This window comes from Blastomonas sp. AAP53 (assembly GCF_000331245.1).
Taxonomy (GTDB): domain Bacteria; phylum Pseudomonadota; class Alphaproteobacteria; order Sphingomonadales; family Sphingomonadaceae; genus Blastomonas.
On the sequence record NZ_ANFZ01000004.1, the window covers coordinates 43,224 to 56,584 of the forward strand.

17 protein-coding genes are annotated in these 13,361 nt (G+C 63.7%); 12 read left to right on the top strand and 5 right to left on the bottom strand.

Annotation, left to right across the window (positions count from 1 at the left end):
• Positions 1–18 precede the first annotated feature (18 nt).
• Both D618_RS0101935 and D618_RS19625 read left to right on the top strand, forming a co-directional pair.
• Positions 19–1,404, top strand: coding sequence for a protein arginine N-methyltransferase (locus D618_RS0101935; protein ID WP_017669797.1), 1,386 nt, complete (start codon positions 19–21; stop codon positions 1,402–1,404).
• Between the two features lie 300 nt (positions 1,405–1,704).
• On the top strand, positions 1,705–1,959 hold the full coding sequence (locus D618_RS19625; protein WP_152414494.1) for a hypothetical protein: 255 nt from the start codon (positions 1,705–1,707) through the stop codon (positions 1,957–1,959).
• Between the two features lie 65 nt (positions 1,960–2,024).
• Here D618_RS19625 and D618_RS0101940 read toward each other — a convergent pair whose 3' ends face one another.
• Positions 2,025–2,627, bottom strand: coding sequence for an HNH endonuclease (locus D618_RS0101940; RefSeq protein WP_033925969.1), 603 nt, complete (start codon positions 2,625–2,627; stop codon positions 2,025–2,027).
• A gap of 193 nt (positions 2,628–2,820) precedes the next feature.
• Between D618_RS0101940 and gluQRS the strand changes: the two genes are divergently transcribed.
• The 5 genes from gluQRS to egtD are packed head-to-tail and all read left to right on the top strand — an operon-like array spanning position 2,821 to position 6,823.
• Complete coding sequence (gluQRS, locus tag D618_RS0101945; protein ID WP_238550566.1) at positions 2,821–3,687, top strand: tRNA glutamyl-Q(34) synthetase GluQRS; 867 nt, start codon at positions 2,821–2,823, stop codon at positions 3,685–3,687.
• Complete coding sequence (locus tag D618_RS0101950) at positions 3,684–3,905, top strand: HIG1 domain-containing protein (RefSeq protein WP_017669800.1); 222 nt, start codon at positions 3,684–3,686, stop codon at positions 3,903–3,905. Before gluQRS ends, D618_RS0101950 begins: the two co-directional genes overlap by 4 nt.
• A 30-nt stretch (positions 3,906–3,935) precedes the next feature.
• Positions 3,936–4,499, top strand: a complete 564-nt coding sequence (locus D618_RS0101955; RefSeq protein WP_017669801.1) for a cob(I)yrinic acid a,c-diamide adenosyltransferase — start codon at positions 3,936–3,938, stop codon at positions 4,497–4,499.
• 44 nt (positions 4,500–4,543) lie between these two features.
• Positions 4,544–5,809 carry an ergothioneine biosynthesis protein EgtB gene (gene egtB / locus D618_RS0101960; RefSeq protein ID WP_017669802.1) on the top strand — a complete coding sequence of 422 codons (1,266 nt, stop codon included), beginning with the start codon at positions 4,544–4,546 and terminating at the stop codon, positions 5,807–5,809.
• 30 nt (positions 5,810–5,839) lie between these two features.
• On the top strand, positions 5,840–6,823 hold the full coding sequence (egtD, locus tag D618_RS0101965) for an L-histidine N(alpha)-methyltransferase (protein ID WP_017669803.1): 984 nt from the start codon (positions 5,840–5,842) through the stop codon (positions 6,821–6,823).
• A 7-nt stretch (positions 6,824–6,830) separates the two neighbouring features.
• Here the strand turns inward: egtD and D618_RS0101970 are convergent, their stop codons facing one another.
• Positions 6,831–7,493: an SDR family oxidoreductase gene (locus D618_RS0101970; protein ID WP_017669804.1), complete on the bottom strand. Its 663-nt coding sequence runs from the start codon at positions 7,491–7,493 to the stop codon at positions 6,831–6,833.
• A gap of 20 nt (positions 7,494–7,513) precedes the next feature.
• Entirely contained in the window at positions 7,514–8,935 is a 1,422-nt protein-coding gene (locus tag D618_RS0101975) for a M20/M25/M40 family metallo-hydrolase (protein WP_238550567.1), read from the bottom strand.
• 78 nt (positions 8,936–9,013) lie between these two features.
• On the opposite strand from D618_RS0101975, the gene ispG reads away from it, so the two are divergent.
• From ispG to D618_RS20110, 5 genes are read left to right on the top strand one after another with little or no spacing between them, the layout of a single operon-like run.
• The gene (gene ispG / locus D618_RS0101980; RefSeq protein WP_017669806.1) at positions 9,014–10,165 is read left to right on the top strand and encodes a flavodoxin-dependent (E)-4-hydroxy-3-methylbut-2-enyl-diphosphate synthase; all 1,152 of its coding nucleotides are present in this window, start codon (positions 9,014–9,016) and stop codon (positions 10,163–10,165) included.
• Entirely contained in the window at positions 10,162–10,641 is a 480-nt protein-coding gene (locus D618_RS0101985; RefSeq protein WP_017669807.1) for a GNAT family N-acetyltransferase, read from the top strand. Before ispG ends, D618_RS0101985 begins: the two co-directional genes overlap by 4 nt.
• 54 nt (positions 10,642–10,695) lie before the next feature.
• Positions 10,696–10,986, top strand: coding sequence for an AbrB/MazE/SpoVT family DNA-binding domain-containing protein (locus tag D618_RS0101990; RefSeq protein ID WP_017669808.1), 291 nt, complete (start codon positions 10,696–10,698; stop codon positions 10,984–10,986).
• Positions 10,983–11,363: a type II toxin-antitoxin system VapC family toxin gene (locus tag D618_RS0101995; protein ID WP_017669809.1), complete on the top strand. Its 381-nt coding sequence runs from the start codon at positions 10,983–10,985 to the stop codon at positions 11,361–11,363. Before D618_RS0101990 ends, D618_RS0101995 begins: the two co-directional genes overlap by 4 nt.
• Positions 11,364–11,414: 51 nt before the next feature.
• Positions 11,415–11,543 (top strand): hypothetical protein, encoded by a 129-nt coding sequence (locus tag D618_RS20110; protein WP_017669810.1) that lies wholly within the window; start codon positions 11,415–11,417, stop codon positions 11,541–11,543.
• On the opposite strand, the gene D618_RS0102005 is transcribed toward D618_RS20110, so the two are convergent.
• Positions 11,540–12,268 carry a ParA family protein gene (locus D618_RS0102005; RefSeq protein WP_026091183.1) on the bottom strand — a complete coding sequence of 243 codons (729 nt, stop codon included), beginning with the start codon at positions 12,266–12,268 and terminating at the stop codon, positions 11,540–11,542. The two genes, D618_RS20110 and D618_RS0102005, sit on opposite strands and share 4 nt — an antisense overlap.
• Positions 12,269–12,281: 13 nt before the next feature.
• Positions 12,282–13,316 carry an alpha/beta hydrolase gene (locus D618_RS17435; RefSeq protein WP_017669812.1) on the bottom strand — a complete coding sequence of 345 codons (1,035 nt, stop codon included), beginning with the start codon at positions 13,314–13,316 and terminating at the stop codon, positions 12,282–12,284.
• Positions 13,317–13,361: the final 45 nt, after the last annotated feature.

Sequence of the window (13,361 nt, forward strand, 5' to 3'; positions counted from 1 at the left end):
GCCTCAACGGGGGACAGCATGACGCATACCGATCAAGACATCGCCATCGCACGGACCCTGCTGCAAGAGGCGATGCTGCTTCAGGAGGCGGGCAATGTGCTCGCCGCCGAAGAGCGCTACCGCATAGTCATCGATTATGGCTATCGCACCGCAGAGGTGCTGCCGATCCTGGCGTGCCTGCTGGGCCAGCGCGGCGCGAATGCCGAGGCGCTGGAGCTGTGGGATACGCTGCTCGCGATCAACCCCGAACATGCCGTGGCGCATCATGAAAAGGCGCTGATCTACAGCCGCACTGGCCGGATCGATCTTGCCATCACCGCGCTCAAGGCGAGCTGCGCTGCCGACAACACCAACCCTGTTGCCGCCAACAATCTGGCGGTGATGCTGTCCGATGCCGGTCGCAGGGCCGAGGCGCTCGAGCAGTTCCAGCGCGCATTGGCTCTGCAGCCGGGCAACATCCATATCGAACACCAGATCCGCCGTCTGAGCGCCGAGATGGTGCCGTTCTGGCATATCCCGATGCTCAACGACGTGCGCCGCAACGATGCGTTCGAAGCCGCCATCATCGCCGCGCTGGCCGAGACCGGCCCGGACGCCCGCGTGCTCGACATCGGCACCGGCAGCGGCTTGCTCTCGATGATGGCGGCGCGCGCAGGCGCACAATCGGTCACCGCGTGCGAGATGGTGCCGATCATCGCCGACATGGCGCGCAAGATCATCGCCGACAACGGTTATTCGGAACAGATCACCGTCCACACCGCGCCATCGAACGAGCTCAAGGTCGGCGAGCATCTCGACGAGCGCGCGGACATTCTGGTCTCCGAAATCCTCTCGAGCGATCTGCTCACCGAGCATGTCATCGATACCTTTGAAGACGCGCACGCGCGCCTGCTCAAGCCCGATGCGATCGTCATCCCGCGTGCCGCCTCGGCGATCGGCTGTCTGGTCGAAAGCCAGGTTCTCGCCGATTATGTCTTCGTCGATCAGGTCTCGGGCTTCGATATCTCGCGCTTCGGCGCGCTAGCCTCGCCCCGGCTGCCGATCCACGGCACGATGACCGACTGGAAGCGGCTGTCTGCCGATGTCGAGCTGGTCCATATCGACCTTACCCGCAAAGCCCATGCCAGCGACCTGCACCTGCTGCAGATCAACGTGCTCGAAGACGGCATCGCCAGCGGCATCGTCCAGTGGATGCATGTCGACCTCGCCGAAGGCATCACCTTCGACAACCATCCCGACGGCTATACCGACGGCGGCTGGCTGCAGATGCTGCACAATTTCCCCGAACCGATCGCGGTCAAGGCGGGCGATGTGCTCAACGTCGCGGTGGGCCACGACCGCGTGACGCTGATCGTACGCCCGCTCGAGGTGATTGCTGCGGTGGCACAGGCGCAGGTGGCGTAACGCACACCCAAAACTCCCCTCCCTGCAAGGGAGGGGCAGGGGGTGGGTCAGCACCGCTGGCGTCTATTCGCCCCGGCTCGCTGACGCTCGCACCCACCCCTAACCCCTCCCTTGCAGGGAGGGGAACGCGCATTGATGCGCCCGTTCAATCATCACGCCACCGCTTTTCCGTGGGAACGCCCTACTACCCACACCCGCTCATCCTGAGCCGCGGGCTTCAGCCCGCGAAGTCGAAGGACCCGCGCCCACGCTGGCCGTATAGCGGGGCCTTCGACAGGCTCAGGCTGAGCGGAGCATGGCATGGAAGATCGCCGCGAGATCAGCCGATCGGTAACAGACCCTATTGCGGAAATGGGGCTGCAAAGCGATATTCAAGCAATGGTTAGCCGAGCAAGAAGCCTGCTATTGATAGCGATTTCTGTGATCGCAGGAATATGTGCTGGCTGGTATCTCAGAGAACAACGGGACATCGACGCTTGTTTGCATGCAGGCGGCCGTTGGGAAATGCCTGGCGGTTATTGCATGGGCGCCATGTTCGGTTCACCTGAATACTAAGTCCGCTTTTCTTCAACGGCTCTTGTGAACACACCCGCACAACGCGCTGACAGCCGAGTACACCCTCAAGCCTCCAGCTCGACATCCCAATACAGCCAGTCGTGCCAGCTCTCGTGCAGGTAATTCGGCGGAAACGCGCGGCCGCGTTCCTGGAGTTGCCAGCTGGTCGGGCGGATCGGTTGGACCATCAGGCGCATGTTCGCTTGCGCCGGCGTGCGCCCGCCCTTGCGCATGTTACAGGGTGCACACGCGGTGGCGACGTTCTGCCAGGTGGTCTTGCCGCCCAGGCGGCGCGGGACGACGTGGTCGAAGGTGAGATTGTGCGGCGATCCGCAATACTGGCAGTGGAAGCGGTCGCGCAGGAACAGGTTGAAGCGGGTGAAGGCGGGATATTCGGACGGCTTCACATATTGCTTCAATGCGATCACCGAGGGGATCTTCATCTGGATCGTGGGTGAGTGCACCTCGCGCTCATAGGTCTCGATCACATCGACCCGGTCGAGGAAAATGGCCTTGATCGCGGTCTGCCACGGCCAAAGGCTGAGCGGGTAATAGCTCAAGGGGGTGTAATCGGCGTTGAGAACGAGGGCGGGGCAGCTATCCGGGTGCCGGATAAAGTCGGGGTGCGGGTCCCTTATGGCCCGTTCAATCAAATCGGGATGAAACATGGTCGGCTTAAACCCTCTCCCATTCGTCCGCGCTGCTTCCTATAAACCCAAGTGCGTGACAGCCCCATGACAAAAATGCGGTAACAGAATTTACGGTTAATCAGCATGCCGACACGACCAAGGTCAAGAGGGCACACCCACGATATATGGTGATAACTGCGCACATTACACCCAAGCCATGGAAGTGCAGGCCATGATGCGCACCCGCTTTGCCCCCAGCCCCAATGGGGCGCTGCACCTGGGCCATGCTTATGCCGCGATGTGCGCGCATGACTTGGCGCGCCAGATAGGCGGCGCATTCCTGCTGCGGATCGAGGATATCGATGGGGTGCGCTCGCGTCCCGATCTGGTCGAGGCGATTTTCGCGGACCTCAGTTGGCTGGGGCTGACCTGGGATGGCGCGGTGCTGTTCCAGTCGACGCGCCTTCCCGCCTATGACGCGGCGCTGGCGGAACTGAAGGCACGCGGCCTGCTCTACCCCTGTTTCTGCACGCGCAGCCAGATCGCTGCGGCGGGCGCGCAGCCGGGGCCGGAGGGTCTGGTCTATCCCGGCACCTGCCGTGCGCTGGGCGAGGATGAACGCGCCCATCGAGTCGCGCTGGAACCGCACGCCTGGCGGCTCGATATGGCCGGCGCCATCGCGCAGACCGGGCCGCTCGTCTGGCACGACATGCAGGCGGGCGATCAGGCCGCAAGGCCCGAACTGTTCGGCGATGTCGTGCTGGCGCGCAAGGATGCGCCCGCGAGCTATCATCTGGCGGTGACACTCGACGATGCGCACCAGCAGATCAGCCATGTCGTGCGCGGCGCAGACCTGTTTGCGGCCACTCATGTGCACCGGTTGCTGCAGGCTCTGTTCAGCCTTCCGGCGCCGGTTTACAATCACCACCGGCTGCTTGCAGGTGCAGACGGGCGCAAGCTCGCCAAGAGCGAGGGGGCCGCTGCCCTGGCGTCATTGCGCGAGGCCGGAGCGGACGGACTGGCGCTGCTGGAAATTTTGCGAAAGCCGTTGCTTCCTTCTGGCATTTCATGGGCCGAGCCCTCATATACCTCCCCATGAACATCATCATCATCCTGGCGATTGTCGCTCTGGCAGTCATGGTTCTGGTCAGCCTTGTGCGTGGCCTCGTTTCCTTCATCCAGATGACCGAGGAAGACCTCAAATCGCCCGGCGTCGGTCGCAGCCACCAGATGCAGAACAAGATGATGTTCGCGCGCGTCAAATATCAGGCGATGGCGATCGCTGCGGTTGCCGTGCTGATGCTGGTGAACCGCTGAGCCCTTCGGGTCGACAGGCGGCAACAGCAGATGGTCAAGCTCAACAAGATCTATACCCGTACCGGCGATGATGGCACCTCGGGCCTTGTCGATGGCTCGCGCGTCGCCAAGGATTGCCCGCGCATGGCCGCAATCGGCGATATCGACGAACTCAACAGCGCGCTCGGCCTTGCCGTGGTCGCCTTGGGCGAGAGCGAATTCACCGCCGATCTGGTGCGCGTTCAGAACGACCTGTTCGATCTGGGCGCTGACATTGCAACGCCGGGCGACGATTTCACGCCGTCCGAAATGGTGCTTCGGATCGTGCCCCAGCAGGTCGAGTGGATCGAACAGCGGATCGATGCGGTCAACGATTCCTTGCCGCCGCTGCGCAGCTTCATCCTGCCCGGTGGAAGCCCTGGCGCTGCCGCCGTGCATCTCGCCCGCGCCATCGCGCGCCGTGCCGAACGCACCCTGGTTTCGGCCTCGCACGACGGATCGATCAATCCGTCGGCGCGTATCTACGTGAACCGGCTGTCGGACTTCCTGTTCGTCCTCGCGCGCCGGATCAACAATGGCGATGATCCCCTTTGGGTGCCCGGCGCGTCGCGGTAAACTGCCGTTCGCCGGTCAGCGATAAACGGGGAGACAGGACGATTATGAACGCAACGGCCTCCACCACCCCGATAGCCCATAGCTCGGCACTGATCGGCCAGTTTGCCCAGGTCCGCGCATTGTCTCTCGCGCTGACCGAGCCGCTGTCCGATGCCGACGCCACGGTGCAGTCGATGGACGATGCCTCGCCCGCCAAATGGCATCTGGCGCACACCAGCTGGTTCTTCGAGACCTTCATCCTGCGCGACCATGTACCGGGTTATCAGCCGTTCGATCCGGCCTATCATTTTCTGTTCAACAGCTATTACGAGGCCGAGGGCGCGCGCCATGCGCGGCCGATGCGCGGCATGCTCACCCGGCCAACGCTGGAAAACATCCGCGCCTATCGGGCGCATGTCGATGCGGCGATGGTCGAGGCGATGCCCGCTTTCGGTAACGAAGTGCTGGCGCTGATCGAACTGGGGCTCAACCACGAACAGCAGCACCAGGAACTTTTGCTGACCGACATCCTGCACCTTTTTGCGCAGAACCCGCTGAACCCCGCGATCTGGCCGCCTGCGCCGATCGCATCGGTTGAGCCGCAGCCGGTGGAATGGATCGAAGGCCCGGTGGGGCGCGTCGAGATCGGCCATCATGGCGACAGGTTTGCGTTCGACTGCGAAGGGCCGCGCCATTCGGTGTGGCTCACCCCCTATGCGCTCGCCAATCGGCCTGTCAGCAATGGCGAATGGGCCGCGTTCATCGCCGATGGCGGTTACAGCCAATCGCGCCACTGGCTGTCCGACGGCTGGGCCTGGGTGCAGGCGAACGGTATCACCGCACCGCTGTACTGGCACAAGGATGCCGAAGGCGGCTGGCAGCAGTTCGGTCTCGATGGTTTGCGCAGCGTCGATCCCGCAGCGCCTGTGTGTCACATCAGCCTCTATGAGGCGGACGCCTATGCCGCATGGGCCGGCGCAAGGCTCCCGACCGAAGCGGAGTGGGAAGCGGTTGCCGCCAGCTGCGATCCGCTGGGCGGCAACCAGCTCGAGATCGCTGGTCCGGTGCGGCCTCGCGCCGATGCGGCATCCGCGATGTTCGGCAATGTCTGGCAATGGACCGGGAGTGCCTATCGTCCCTATCCCGGCTTCAAGGCGGCAGAGGGCGCGGTGGGCGAATATAACGGCAAGTTCATGTCCGGCCAGTTCGTGCTGCGCGGCGCCAGCTGTGCAACCCCGCGCGGATCGGTGCGTCCTAGTTATCGCAACTTCTTCTACCCCCATCAAAGATGGCAGTTCACCGGCCTCAGGCTGGCCAAAGACCTGAGCTGAACGACCGCAGGAGCGCATCCCTTGGCTACCATGTTCCAGACCTCCGACGTTTCGGATCAGGCACCATCGGGAGAGGCGGATCCTGCCTTTCGGGATGATGTGCTGGCCTGTTTCCGCAGCTCGCGCCGCGCCATTCCGGCGCGCTGGCTGTATGACATGGCGGGCTCAGAGCTGTTCGAGGCGATTACCGATCTGCCCGAATATTACCCCACGCGCACCGAGACGGCACTGCTGAAGCAATACTGCGGCGAGGTGGCTGCGCACGGCGGGGCAGGCCGCGCGGTGGTGGAATTCGGATCAGGCTCTTCGGTCAAGACGCCGCATCTGCTGCGCGCGATCCAGGGCGAGCACTATGTGCCGATCGACATTTCCGGCGATTTCCTGCGCGAATCCGCGGCCTCGCTGGCAGCTGATTTTCCAGCGCTGCAGGTACATCCGCTTGAGGGTGATTTCATGCACCCGCTCCAGCTGCCCGATGAAATTGCCGATGTGCCCAAGCTGGGCTTCTTCCCCGGCTCCACGATCGGCAACATGGTCGCGCGCACCTCGCTAGACCTGTTGCGTTCGATGCGCGAGACGCTGGGCGAGGGGGCGATGCTGCTGATCGGGATGGACCGGATCAAGTCGCCCGATATCCTGATCCCCGCCTATGACGATGCCCAAGGCGTGACGGCCGAGTTCAACCTCAACCTGCTGCGCCGCATCAACCGCGAGCTGGACGGCGACATTCCGGTCGAACGTTTCCGCCATGTTGCGCGCTGGAACGACAGCTACGCCCGGATCGAGATGCATCTGGAGGCGCTGGAGGATGTCGCGTTCGAGGTGCTGGGCGAACGCTTCAGCATGACCAGGGGCGAGACCATCCACACCGAAAACAGCCACAAATACGGTGCCCGGGACGCGCGGCTGCTGCTCCGCTCGGGCGGCTGGACGACCTGTGCCGAATGGACCGATCCGGATGACTGGTTCGCGCTGATCCTGGCCGAGGCCAAGCCTTTCCAGCGCGCGCCCTGAGCGCCGGTTACCAGTCCAGCCTGTTGCCCTGATAGTCGAGGAACGAGCCGGTCGCCGACGGCGTCAGACCTGCGATGACATTGCGCAGGCCGGTGACGCTGGTGGTCGCATCGATCTGCGCGCCCGGGCCGCCCATGTCGGTCTTGACCCAGCCGGGATGGACCATAGCCAGTGCCAGCCCCATGTCCTTCCAGTCGATGCTGAGCGAGCGCCAGGCCGCGTTGAGCGCCGCCTTGGAGCTGCGATAAGCCAGAAGGCCGCCGCTGTCGTTGCCTGCAATGCTGCCCAGCGTCGATGACAGCGCGATCATCTTGCGCTGCTGCGAGGCGAGAACGTTGTCCTTGAGCCGGATCGCGAGTTCGGTTGGCGCGATCACGTTGGTCGACAGCGCCTCGGCCCAGCCTGCACGATCGAACGCCTGAGGGCCGAGCATGCCGGCATTGGCGATCAGCACATCGATCGGTCGGTCGCCCAGCGCGACCTGCAAGGCATCGAGCCCCGCCGGATCATTTGTCTCCAGCGCATGCACCTCGGCACCGGTGGCTTGCAGCGCCGTCGCTGCCTCGGGATCGCGCGCCGTGGCGATGACGGTCCAGCCATCGGCCGCATATTGCCGCGCGAATTCGAGGCCGAGGCCGCGATTGGCGCCGGTGATCAGGACGGTAGGCATATGGTGTCTCCGGGTTGGCTTCAGTTGGCCAGATGCTTGAGGATCAGGTACCAGTGGTCCAGTCCGGCGTAGAAATCCTCGACGCGAATGCGTTCGTTGAGGCCGTGTGCGAACATGTCGGCATCGCGCATAGCAGCGCCGCTGATCGCGACGGTGTTCAGTCCCAGGGCGCGATAGTGCATGCCATCGGTACCGCCCGACTCCATGTACGGTGCTATCACCATGTCGGGGAAGCGCGCGTGCACCCCTGCCTTCACCGCGCCAAGCACTTCGGCGTTCAGGCTCGAGGCTGGGCTTTCGACGACATCCGTGGCCAGCTTGAAGGTGACCTTGTCGTTGCCGATGACCTTCTTCAGCGTTGCCTCGGTCGCAGCTGCGCCACCTTCGCCGGGGAAGATGCGGCAGTTGACCGTGGCGGTCGCCGATTGCGGCAGCGCGTTTTCGGCATGGCCGCCCTTGAGCATCGTGGCGACGCAGGTGGTCGACAGCATGTTCGATGTGGCGGGCGAGGCGAGCAACGTCGCACGCGCAGCCTCGTCAGCCGGGTTGCGCGCAAACGTGAGCATCGCTTCCCCCAGCGGGCCGGGCGTGATCTTGCCGAGTTCTGCAAACGAGCCGCGTGTAATCGCGTTGTCGCGCACCGGGAAGCGATAGGCCTCGATCGCCTTCAGGGCCGAGGCGAGCTCATAGATCGCGTTGTCGGGCCGGGGGCGCGAGGAATGGCCGCCGGGGTTGGTCACGGTCAGCTCGAACGTGGCGAAGGTCTTTTCCGCCGCCTGAACGCCGAACATGATCGGCTTGAAGTCCTCGGTCAGCCGGATGCCACCGGCATCGCTGTTGAGCACCAGCGCCGGCTTGATCGTTTCGGCGACCTGCTTGGCCTGCGCGCGGGTGCTGATCATCCCGGTTTCCTCATCGCCGGAAAAGACGAGGATCAGGTCGCGACTGGGCGTCCAGCCTTCCTTCTTCAGCCGGATGAAATTGTGCGACAGGCTGGCGATGCCATATTTGTTGTCCAGCGTGCCGCGCCCGAAGAAATAGCCGTCCTCTTCGGTCAGCGTGAACGGAGGGCGCTCCCAGTCTTCGGGCAGCGCCTCGACGACATCCATATGGCCCAGCAGCACGATGGGCCCGGCCTTGGGCTTTCCCTTTGCGCGGTAGGTGACCATCAGGCCCTGGGTGGCCTCGCCATCGCTGTCGTAATCGGTGATCGCAATGTCGGCTTCGGGAAAGCCGGCCTTGACGAATTCGCCCTTCAGGTACGCGACCATGGCCGGAACCTGCTTGTGACCGCGTGCTGTGCGGAAACCGACGATGTTGCGATACAGCTCGCGCGCGGCCTGTTCGTGGGCGGTGCGCTCCTGGGCCTGCGCGGGAAGGGCGGTCGTGCCCGCCATCGCCATCATGCTGGTTGCCAGCGCCAGTTTGATCATCATCTTCATGTCGATACCCATCCCCTGATGTCTCGCCAAAGCGCATTGAAGCGCCTATAGCGGTGCCACACTCTTGGAGAGCAATTTATGTCGGCCCACAACCCTTCTCTGCGTCCCTGGCGGGATATCGATCGGCGCAAGTGTCGCCAGATCATGGTGGGTAACGTGCCCGTAGGCGGAGACGCACCCGTCACCGTGCAGACGATGACCAACACGCTGACCTCCGACGCGAAGGCGACGATCGACCAGATCCGCCGCTGCGAAGAGGCTGGCGTCGATATCATCCGCGTGTCGTGCCCCGATATCGAATCCACTGCCGCGATGAAGCAGATTGTGCGCGCCTCGAAGGTGCCGATCGTCGCGGACATCCATTTCCACTACAAGCGCGCGCTGGAAGCTGCTGATGCGGGCGCGGCGTGCCTGCGCATCAACCCAGGCAATATCGGCTCGTCCGACCGGGTCCGCGAGGTCGTCAACGCCGCCAAGGCCAACGGCTGCGCGATCCGCATCGGCGTCAACGCCGGGAGCCTCGAGAAGGACCTGCTCGAAAAGTACGGCGAGCCATGCCCCGAAGCCCTGGTCGAAAGCGCGCTCGACCATATCAGGCTGCTGCAGGACCACGACTTTCACGAGTTCAAGGTGGCGGTGAAGGCGAGCGACGTGTTCCTTGCGGTCGCAGCGTACCAGCAGCTCGCCGATGCGGTCGACTGTCCGCTGCACCTGGGGATCACCGAGGCCGGCGGTCTGATTGGCGGCACGGTCAAGAGTGCGATCGGCATCGGCAATCTGCTCTGGGCCGGCATCGGCGATACCATCCGCGTCTCGCTCTCGGCAGAGCCCGAGGAAGAGGTTCGCGTCGGCTATGAAATCCTGAAATCGCTGGGCATCCGCACCCGCGGCGTTCGCATCGTGAGCTGCCCCAGCTGCGCGCGGCAGGGCTTCGACGTCATCCGCACGGTGCAGAAGCTCGAAGAGCGGCTGCAGCACATCAACACGCCGCTGTCGCTTTCGGTGCTCGGCTGCGTGGTCAACGGACCCGGCGAAGCGCGCGAGACCGATATCGGCCTGACCGGTGGCGGCAAGGGCAAGCACATGGTGTATCTCTCGGGCATCACCGATCACACGGTCGAGGATGAAGGCATGGTCGATCACATCGTCCGGCTGGTCGAGGCCAAGGCCGCAGAGATCGAGGCAGAAGCCAGCGATGCCGGCAATGCAGAGGTCGTGGCGGCGGAATGACCATCTCGATACGGCTGGCAGAGCCCGGCGACGAAGGCGAAATCCTGCGGATGGTCATCGCGCTCGCGGTCTATGAGCGTGAGCCCGATGCGGTGCAGGCAACCGTGGATTCGCTGCGGACGACGCTGTTCTGCGACAACCCCCAGGTGTTCGCGCATCTGGCCGAGATGGATGGCGAAGTTGTTGGGCTGGCTTTGTGGCTGCTGACCTACTCGACCTGGACCGGGGCGCCCTCGCTGTATCTGGAAGACCTGTTCGTTGCTCGCCGGGCACGCGGCACCGGCCTTGGCCGGGCGCTGCTCTCGACGCTGGCGCGCGAGGCCAAGGCGCGCGGCTGCGCGCGCATGGACTGGGCGGTGCTCGACTGGAACGAGAAGGCCAAGGACTTCTACCATCATATCGGCGCGCACCATTCGCAAGGCTGGGAGCCGTGGCGGATCGATGGCGAAGCGCTGGACCGGCTGGCGGAGGGCTAGGTCGTTGCGGTCAAACAGGTCTCGTGTTAGCCTTCGGGACCCAAGGAGGCCAGCATGACCTATTCGGCGAAACTGATCAAAGGCGGCAAAATCGTTATCCCGGCCGAATTGCGCCACGAACTTGGTTTTGCTGATGGCGACCGACTGGTGTTCGAGCGCGACGGCGAGACATTGGTTATCAAAAGCTATCGGCAGGTGGTGCGCGAAGTTCAGGACGTCTTTCGTCCTTTCCGACCCACCGATGGCCGCCATGTGGTTGACGAGCTGATTGCCGAGCGTCGGTCGGAAGTGCGCCGGGAGGAAGCGGAATCAGCGGTACAGCAAGGGCTTGAGACGCGGGAATGATCTTTGCTCTGGACGCCTCTGTTGTCTTGGCCGTGATCTTTGACGAGCCTGGCGGCGAGGAAGCTGTCGATCTGATGAGCGAAGGCATCATGTCGAGCATCAATTACTGTGAAGTGATGACGCGGTGCCTTGAGCGTGGCGCTGATGGTGCGGTGGTCGAACGCCAATTGGCGCGCCTGGGCATCGCCATTGTACCGTTTTCCATCGCCGAGGCGCGTCTTGCAGCCGAGTTGCGCAAGCCGACGCGCCATCACGGGCTGTCTTTGGGGGATCGTGCCTGTCTCGCCTTGGCGCTGCACCGCAACATAGGAGCGCTCACGGCAGACCGGCAGTGGCATGGTCTTGAGCTTGGCATGGATATCCGACTGATCCGCTGATCCACGCCGCGCCTTAACGGTTTTTTAGCCGATAACGCCCATCGTCGCTGCATGCACAAAGCCGCAACCCTCGCCAAGCCCTCGCGCCAAGATGTCGCCCTTCTGGCGGTGCTGCGCTTCGTCGTGGTTTCCGGATGCGCAAGCGCGCTGATCCTGGCGCGCTACCCGCTGCCGCTTTAATCCGCGAGCTTGCGCTCGATACCCTGCCACAATTTCGCATAGGCTTGCGCCGCCGGACTTTTCGGATCGAACGCGCCCACTGGCTTGCGCTCTTCGGCCATCCGTTCGACCGAGCTTGCCATCGGGATGACCGGCCAGTCGGGATAGGTTTCCAGCGCCTGCTTGTGCAGTGCGCGCCTGCGATCGACCATCACGAACACCGGCAGCATCGGGGCGTGCCTGCCAGACTTGCCATCGAGATAGGTCTGGACCTCGACGAAGGCACGCTGGGAAAGCGGCGAGGGGATGATCGGCACGATCACCAGATCAGCCGCGCGCAGCACCTGATCGGATGTTTCACTGAGGCCCGGCGGGCAATCGAGGATGATCCGGTCATAGCTCTTGCCAAGGCCATCGAGCAGCTTTTTCAGCCTTTTGGCCTTGCCGATCTCGAACAGCAGCCGGTCTAGCCCGCGCAGTGAATGGTCCGCCGCGAGCAGATCGAGCCCTTCGATCTGCGATGGCCGCACCAGCTTGTCCGGTGAAACGTCGCGTGCGAAGATCGACCGTGCCTCGTCCTTCACCGCGCGGTCGTTGCCGATCAGATGGGTGGCCGCGCCCTGCGGGTCGAGATCCCACAACAGGGTTCGCCGGGACGAGAGGACCGCCGAGCACCAAGCCAGATTCACCGCGCTGGTGGTCTTGCCGACGCCGCCTTTCAGATTGTAGACGGCGATGCTGTGCATCCGGTCCCCCATGTCAGCCCCCCGGTTGCGCTGCCGGTGGGGCAGCGGGCGCGGCAGCACCGCTAGCCGCAGATTGTGTCACTGCTGTTTCAGGCAGGTTCAATCCGGTCTTGTCCAGCCAGGCGCGCAGATCGGCGACCGTGCGGACAGGGTCTTCTTCCATCGGCAAGTGGGCGAGATCGTCATAGGTCACCAGAGTGTCGTTGGGCAGCTGGCGCGCAAACCAGACGGCGTTGGCGAGCGGGATCAGCGTGTCCTTCTTCCCCCACAGGATCAGCGAGGGCATGGTCAGCCCGGCAAATTCCATCGCATCGGCCGGACGGCGGGGAAAGTCGCCGCGCGCCACGGTGGCCTCGCGGTTGCCGGGGTGGCGCAGCAGCTTCCAGTACAGATCGACCATTTCAGGCGTGATGATGGATGGATCGCCAACCGATTGCTCGAGGCTCTGCTTGATGATCACGCGCGGGGTGAAAACCTTCAGGATCGGGCGAACCGCCGCGCTCTGCGCCAGCTTGAAGCCGATCGGGATCTTGGTGGGCTTCGCCTCGGGCGCGCCCGAGGCGTCGATCAGCACCAGCCCTGTCACCCGCGCGGGGTATTTCAGCGCCATGTTCCACGCGACCCAGCCGCCCATCGAGTTGCCCGCCACCACATAGCGGTTGATGCCCAGCCGGTTCATCACTTCTGCGCCGGTGTCACGAAAGGCTTCGGTGCTGTAATCGCCCTTGACCTGCGCGCCCGTCAGGCCGTGGCCCGGCTGGTCATAGCGCACGACGCGATAATCCTTCTTCAGGTCATCGACCCATCCCTGCCAGGTGTGCAGCGAGGCATTGGAGCCATGAATGAGCAGAATGGCCGGAGCATCGCGCGGCCCCTCATCGCGCACATGTACGCTCTGGCCATTGGGCAGTTCGATGAATTGCGAGGGCGGCTGGCCATATTGCGCCTGCAGCTCGCTCGGTTCGATATCGGGCGCATAGCCCCAGATGCCGAGGCCGATGGCGGCGACGATCACCAGAATAAGCAGCCATTTCAGGAATTTGAGCATAGAGGTTCGGTCCTCGCGGCGGCACTGCAGCATCTTGATGCTAGG

Bases quoted from the DNA above. Each gene is read 5' to 3' on its own strand.
- D618_RS0101935 (WP_017669797.1), top strand. From the start codon at position 19: ATGACGCATACCGATCAAGACATCGCCATCGCACGGACCCTGCTGCAA.
- D618_RS19625 (WP_152414494.1), top strand. From the start codon at position 1,705: ATGGAAGATCGCCGCGAGATCAGCCGATCGGTAACAGACCCTATTGCG.
- D618_RS0101940 (WP_033925969.1), bottom strand. From the start codon at position 2,627: ATGTTTCATCCCGATTTGATTGAACGGGCCATAAGGGACCCGCACCCC.
- gluQRS (WP_238550566.1), top strand. From the start codon at position 2,821: ATGATGCGCACCCGCTTTGCCCCCAGCCCCAATGGGGCGCTGCACCTG.
- D618_RS0101950 (WP_017669800.1), top strand. From the start codon at position 3,684: ATGAACATCATCATCATCCTGGCGATTGTCGCTCTGGCAGTCATGGTT.
- D618_RS0101955 (WP_017669801.1), top strand. From the start codon at position 3,936: ATGGTCAAGCTCAACAAGATCTATACCCGTACCGGCGATGATGGCACC.
- egtB (WP_017669802.1), top strand. From the start codon at position 4,544: ATGAACGCAACGGCCTCCACCACCCCGATAGCCCATAGCTCGGCACTG.
- egtD (WP_017669803.1), top strand. From the start codon at position 5,840: ATGTTCCAGACCTCCGACGTTTCGGATCAGGCACCATCGGGAGAGGCG.
- D618_RS0101970 (WP_017669804.1), bottom strand. From the start codon at position 7,493: ATGCCTACCGTCCTGATCACCGGCGCCAATCGCGGCCTCGGCCTCGAA.
- D618_RS0101975 (WP_238550567.1), bottom strand. From the start codon at position 8,935: ATGAAGATGATGATCAAACTGGCGCTGGCAACCAGCATGATGGCGATG.
- ispG (WP_017669806.1), top strand. From the start codon at position 9,014: ATGTCGGCCCACAACCCTTCTCTGCGTCCCTGGCGGGATATCGATCGG.
- D618_RS0101985 (WP_017669807.1), top strand. From the start codon at position 10,162: ATGACCATCTCGATACGGCTGGCAGAGCCCGGCGACGAAGGCGAAATC.
- D618_RS0101990 (WP_017669808.1), top strand. From the start codon at position 10,696: ATGACCTATTCGGCGAAACTGATCAAAGGCGGCAAAATCGTTATCCCG.
- D618_RS0101995 (WP_017669809.1), top strand. From the start codon at position 10,983: ATGATCTTTGCTCTGGACGCCTCTGTTGTCTTGGCCGTGATCTTTGAC.
- D618_RS20110 (WP_017669810.1), top strand. From the start codon at position 11,415: ATGCACAAAGCCGCAACCCTCGCCAAGCCCTCGCGCCAAGATGTCGCC.
- D618_RS0102005 (WP_026091183.1), bottom strand. From the start codon at position 12,268: ATGCACAGCATCGCCGTCTACAATCTGAAAGGCGGCGTCGGCAAGACC.
- D618_RS17435 (WP_017669812.1), bottom strand. From the start codon at position 13,316: ATGCTCAAATTCCTGAAATGGCTGCTTATTCTGGTGATCGTCGCCGCC.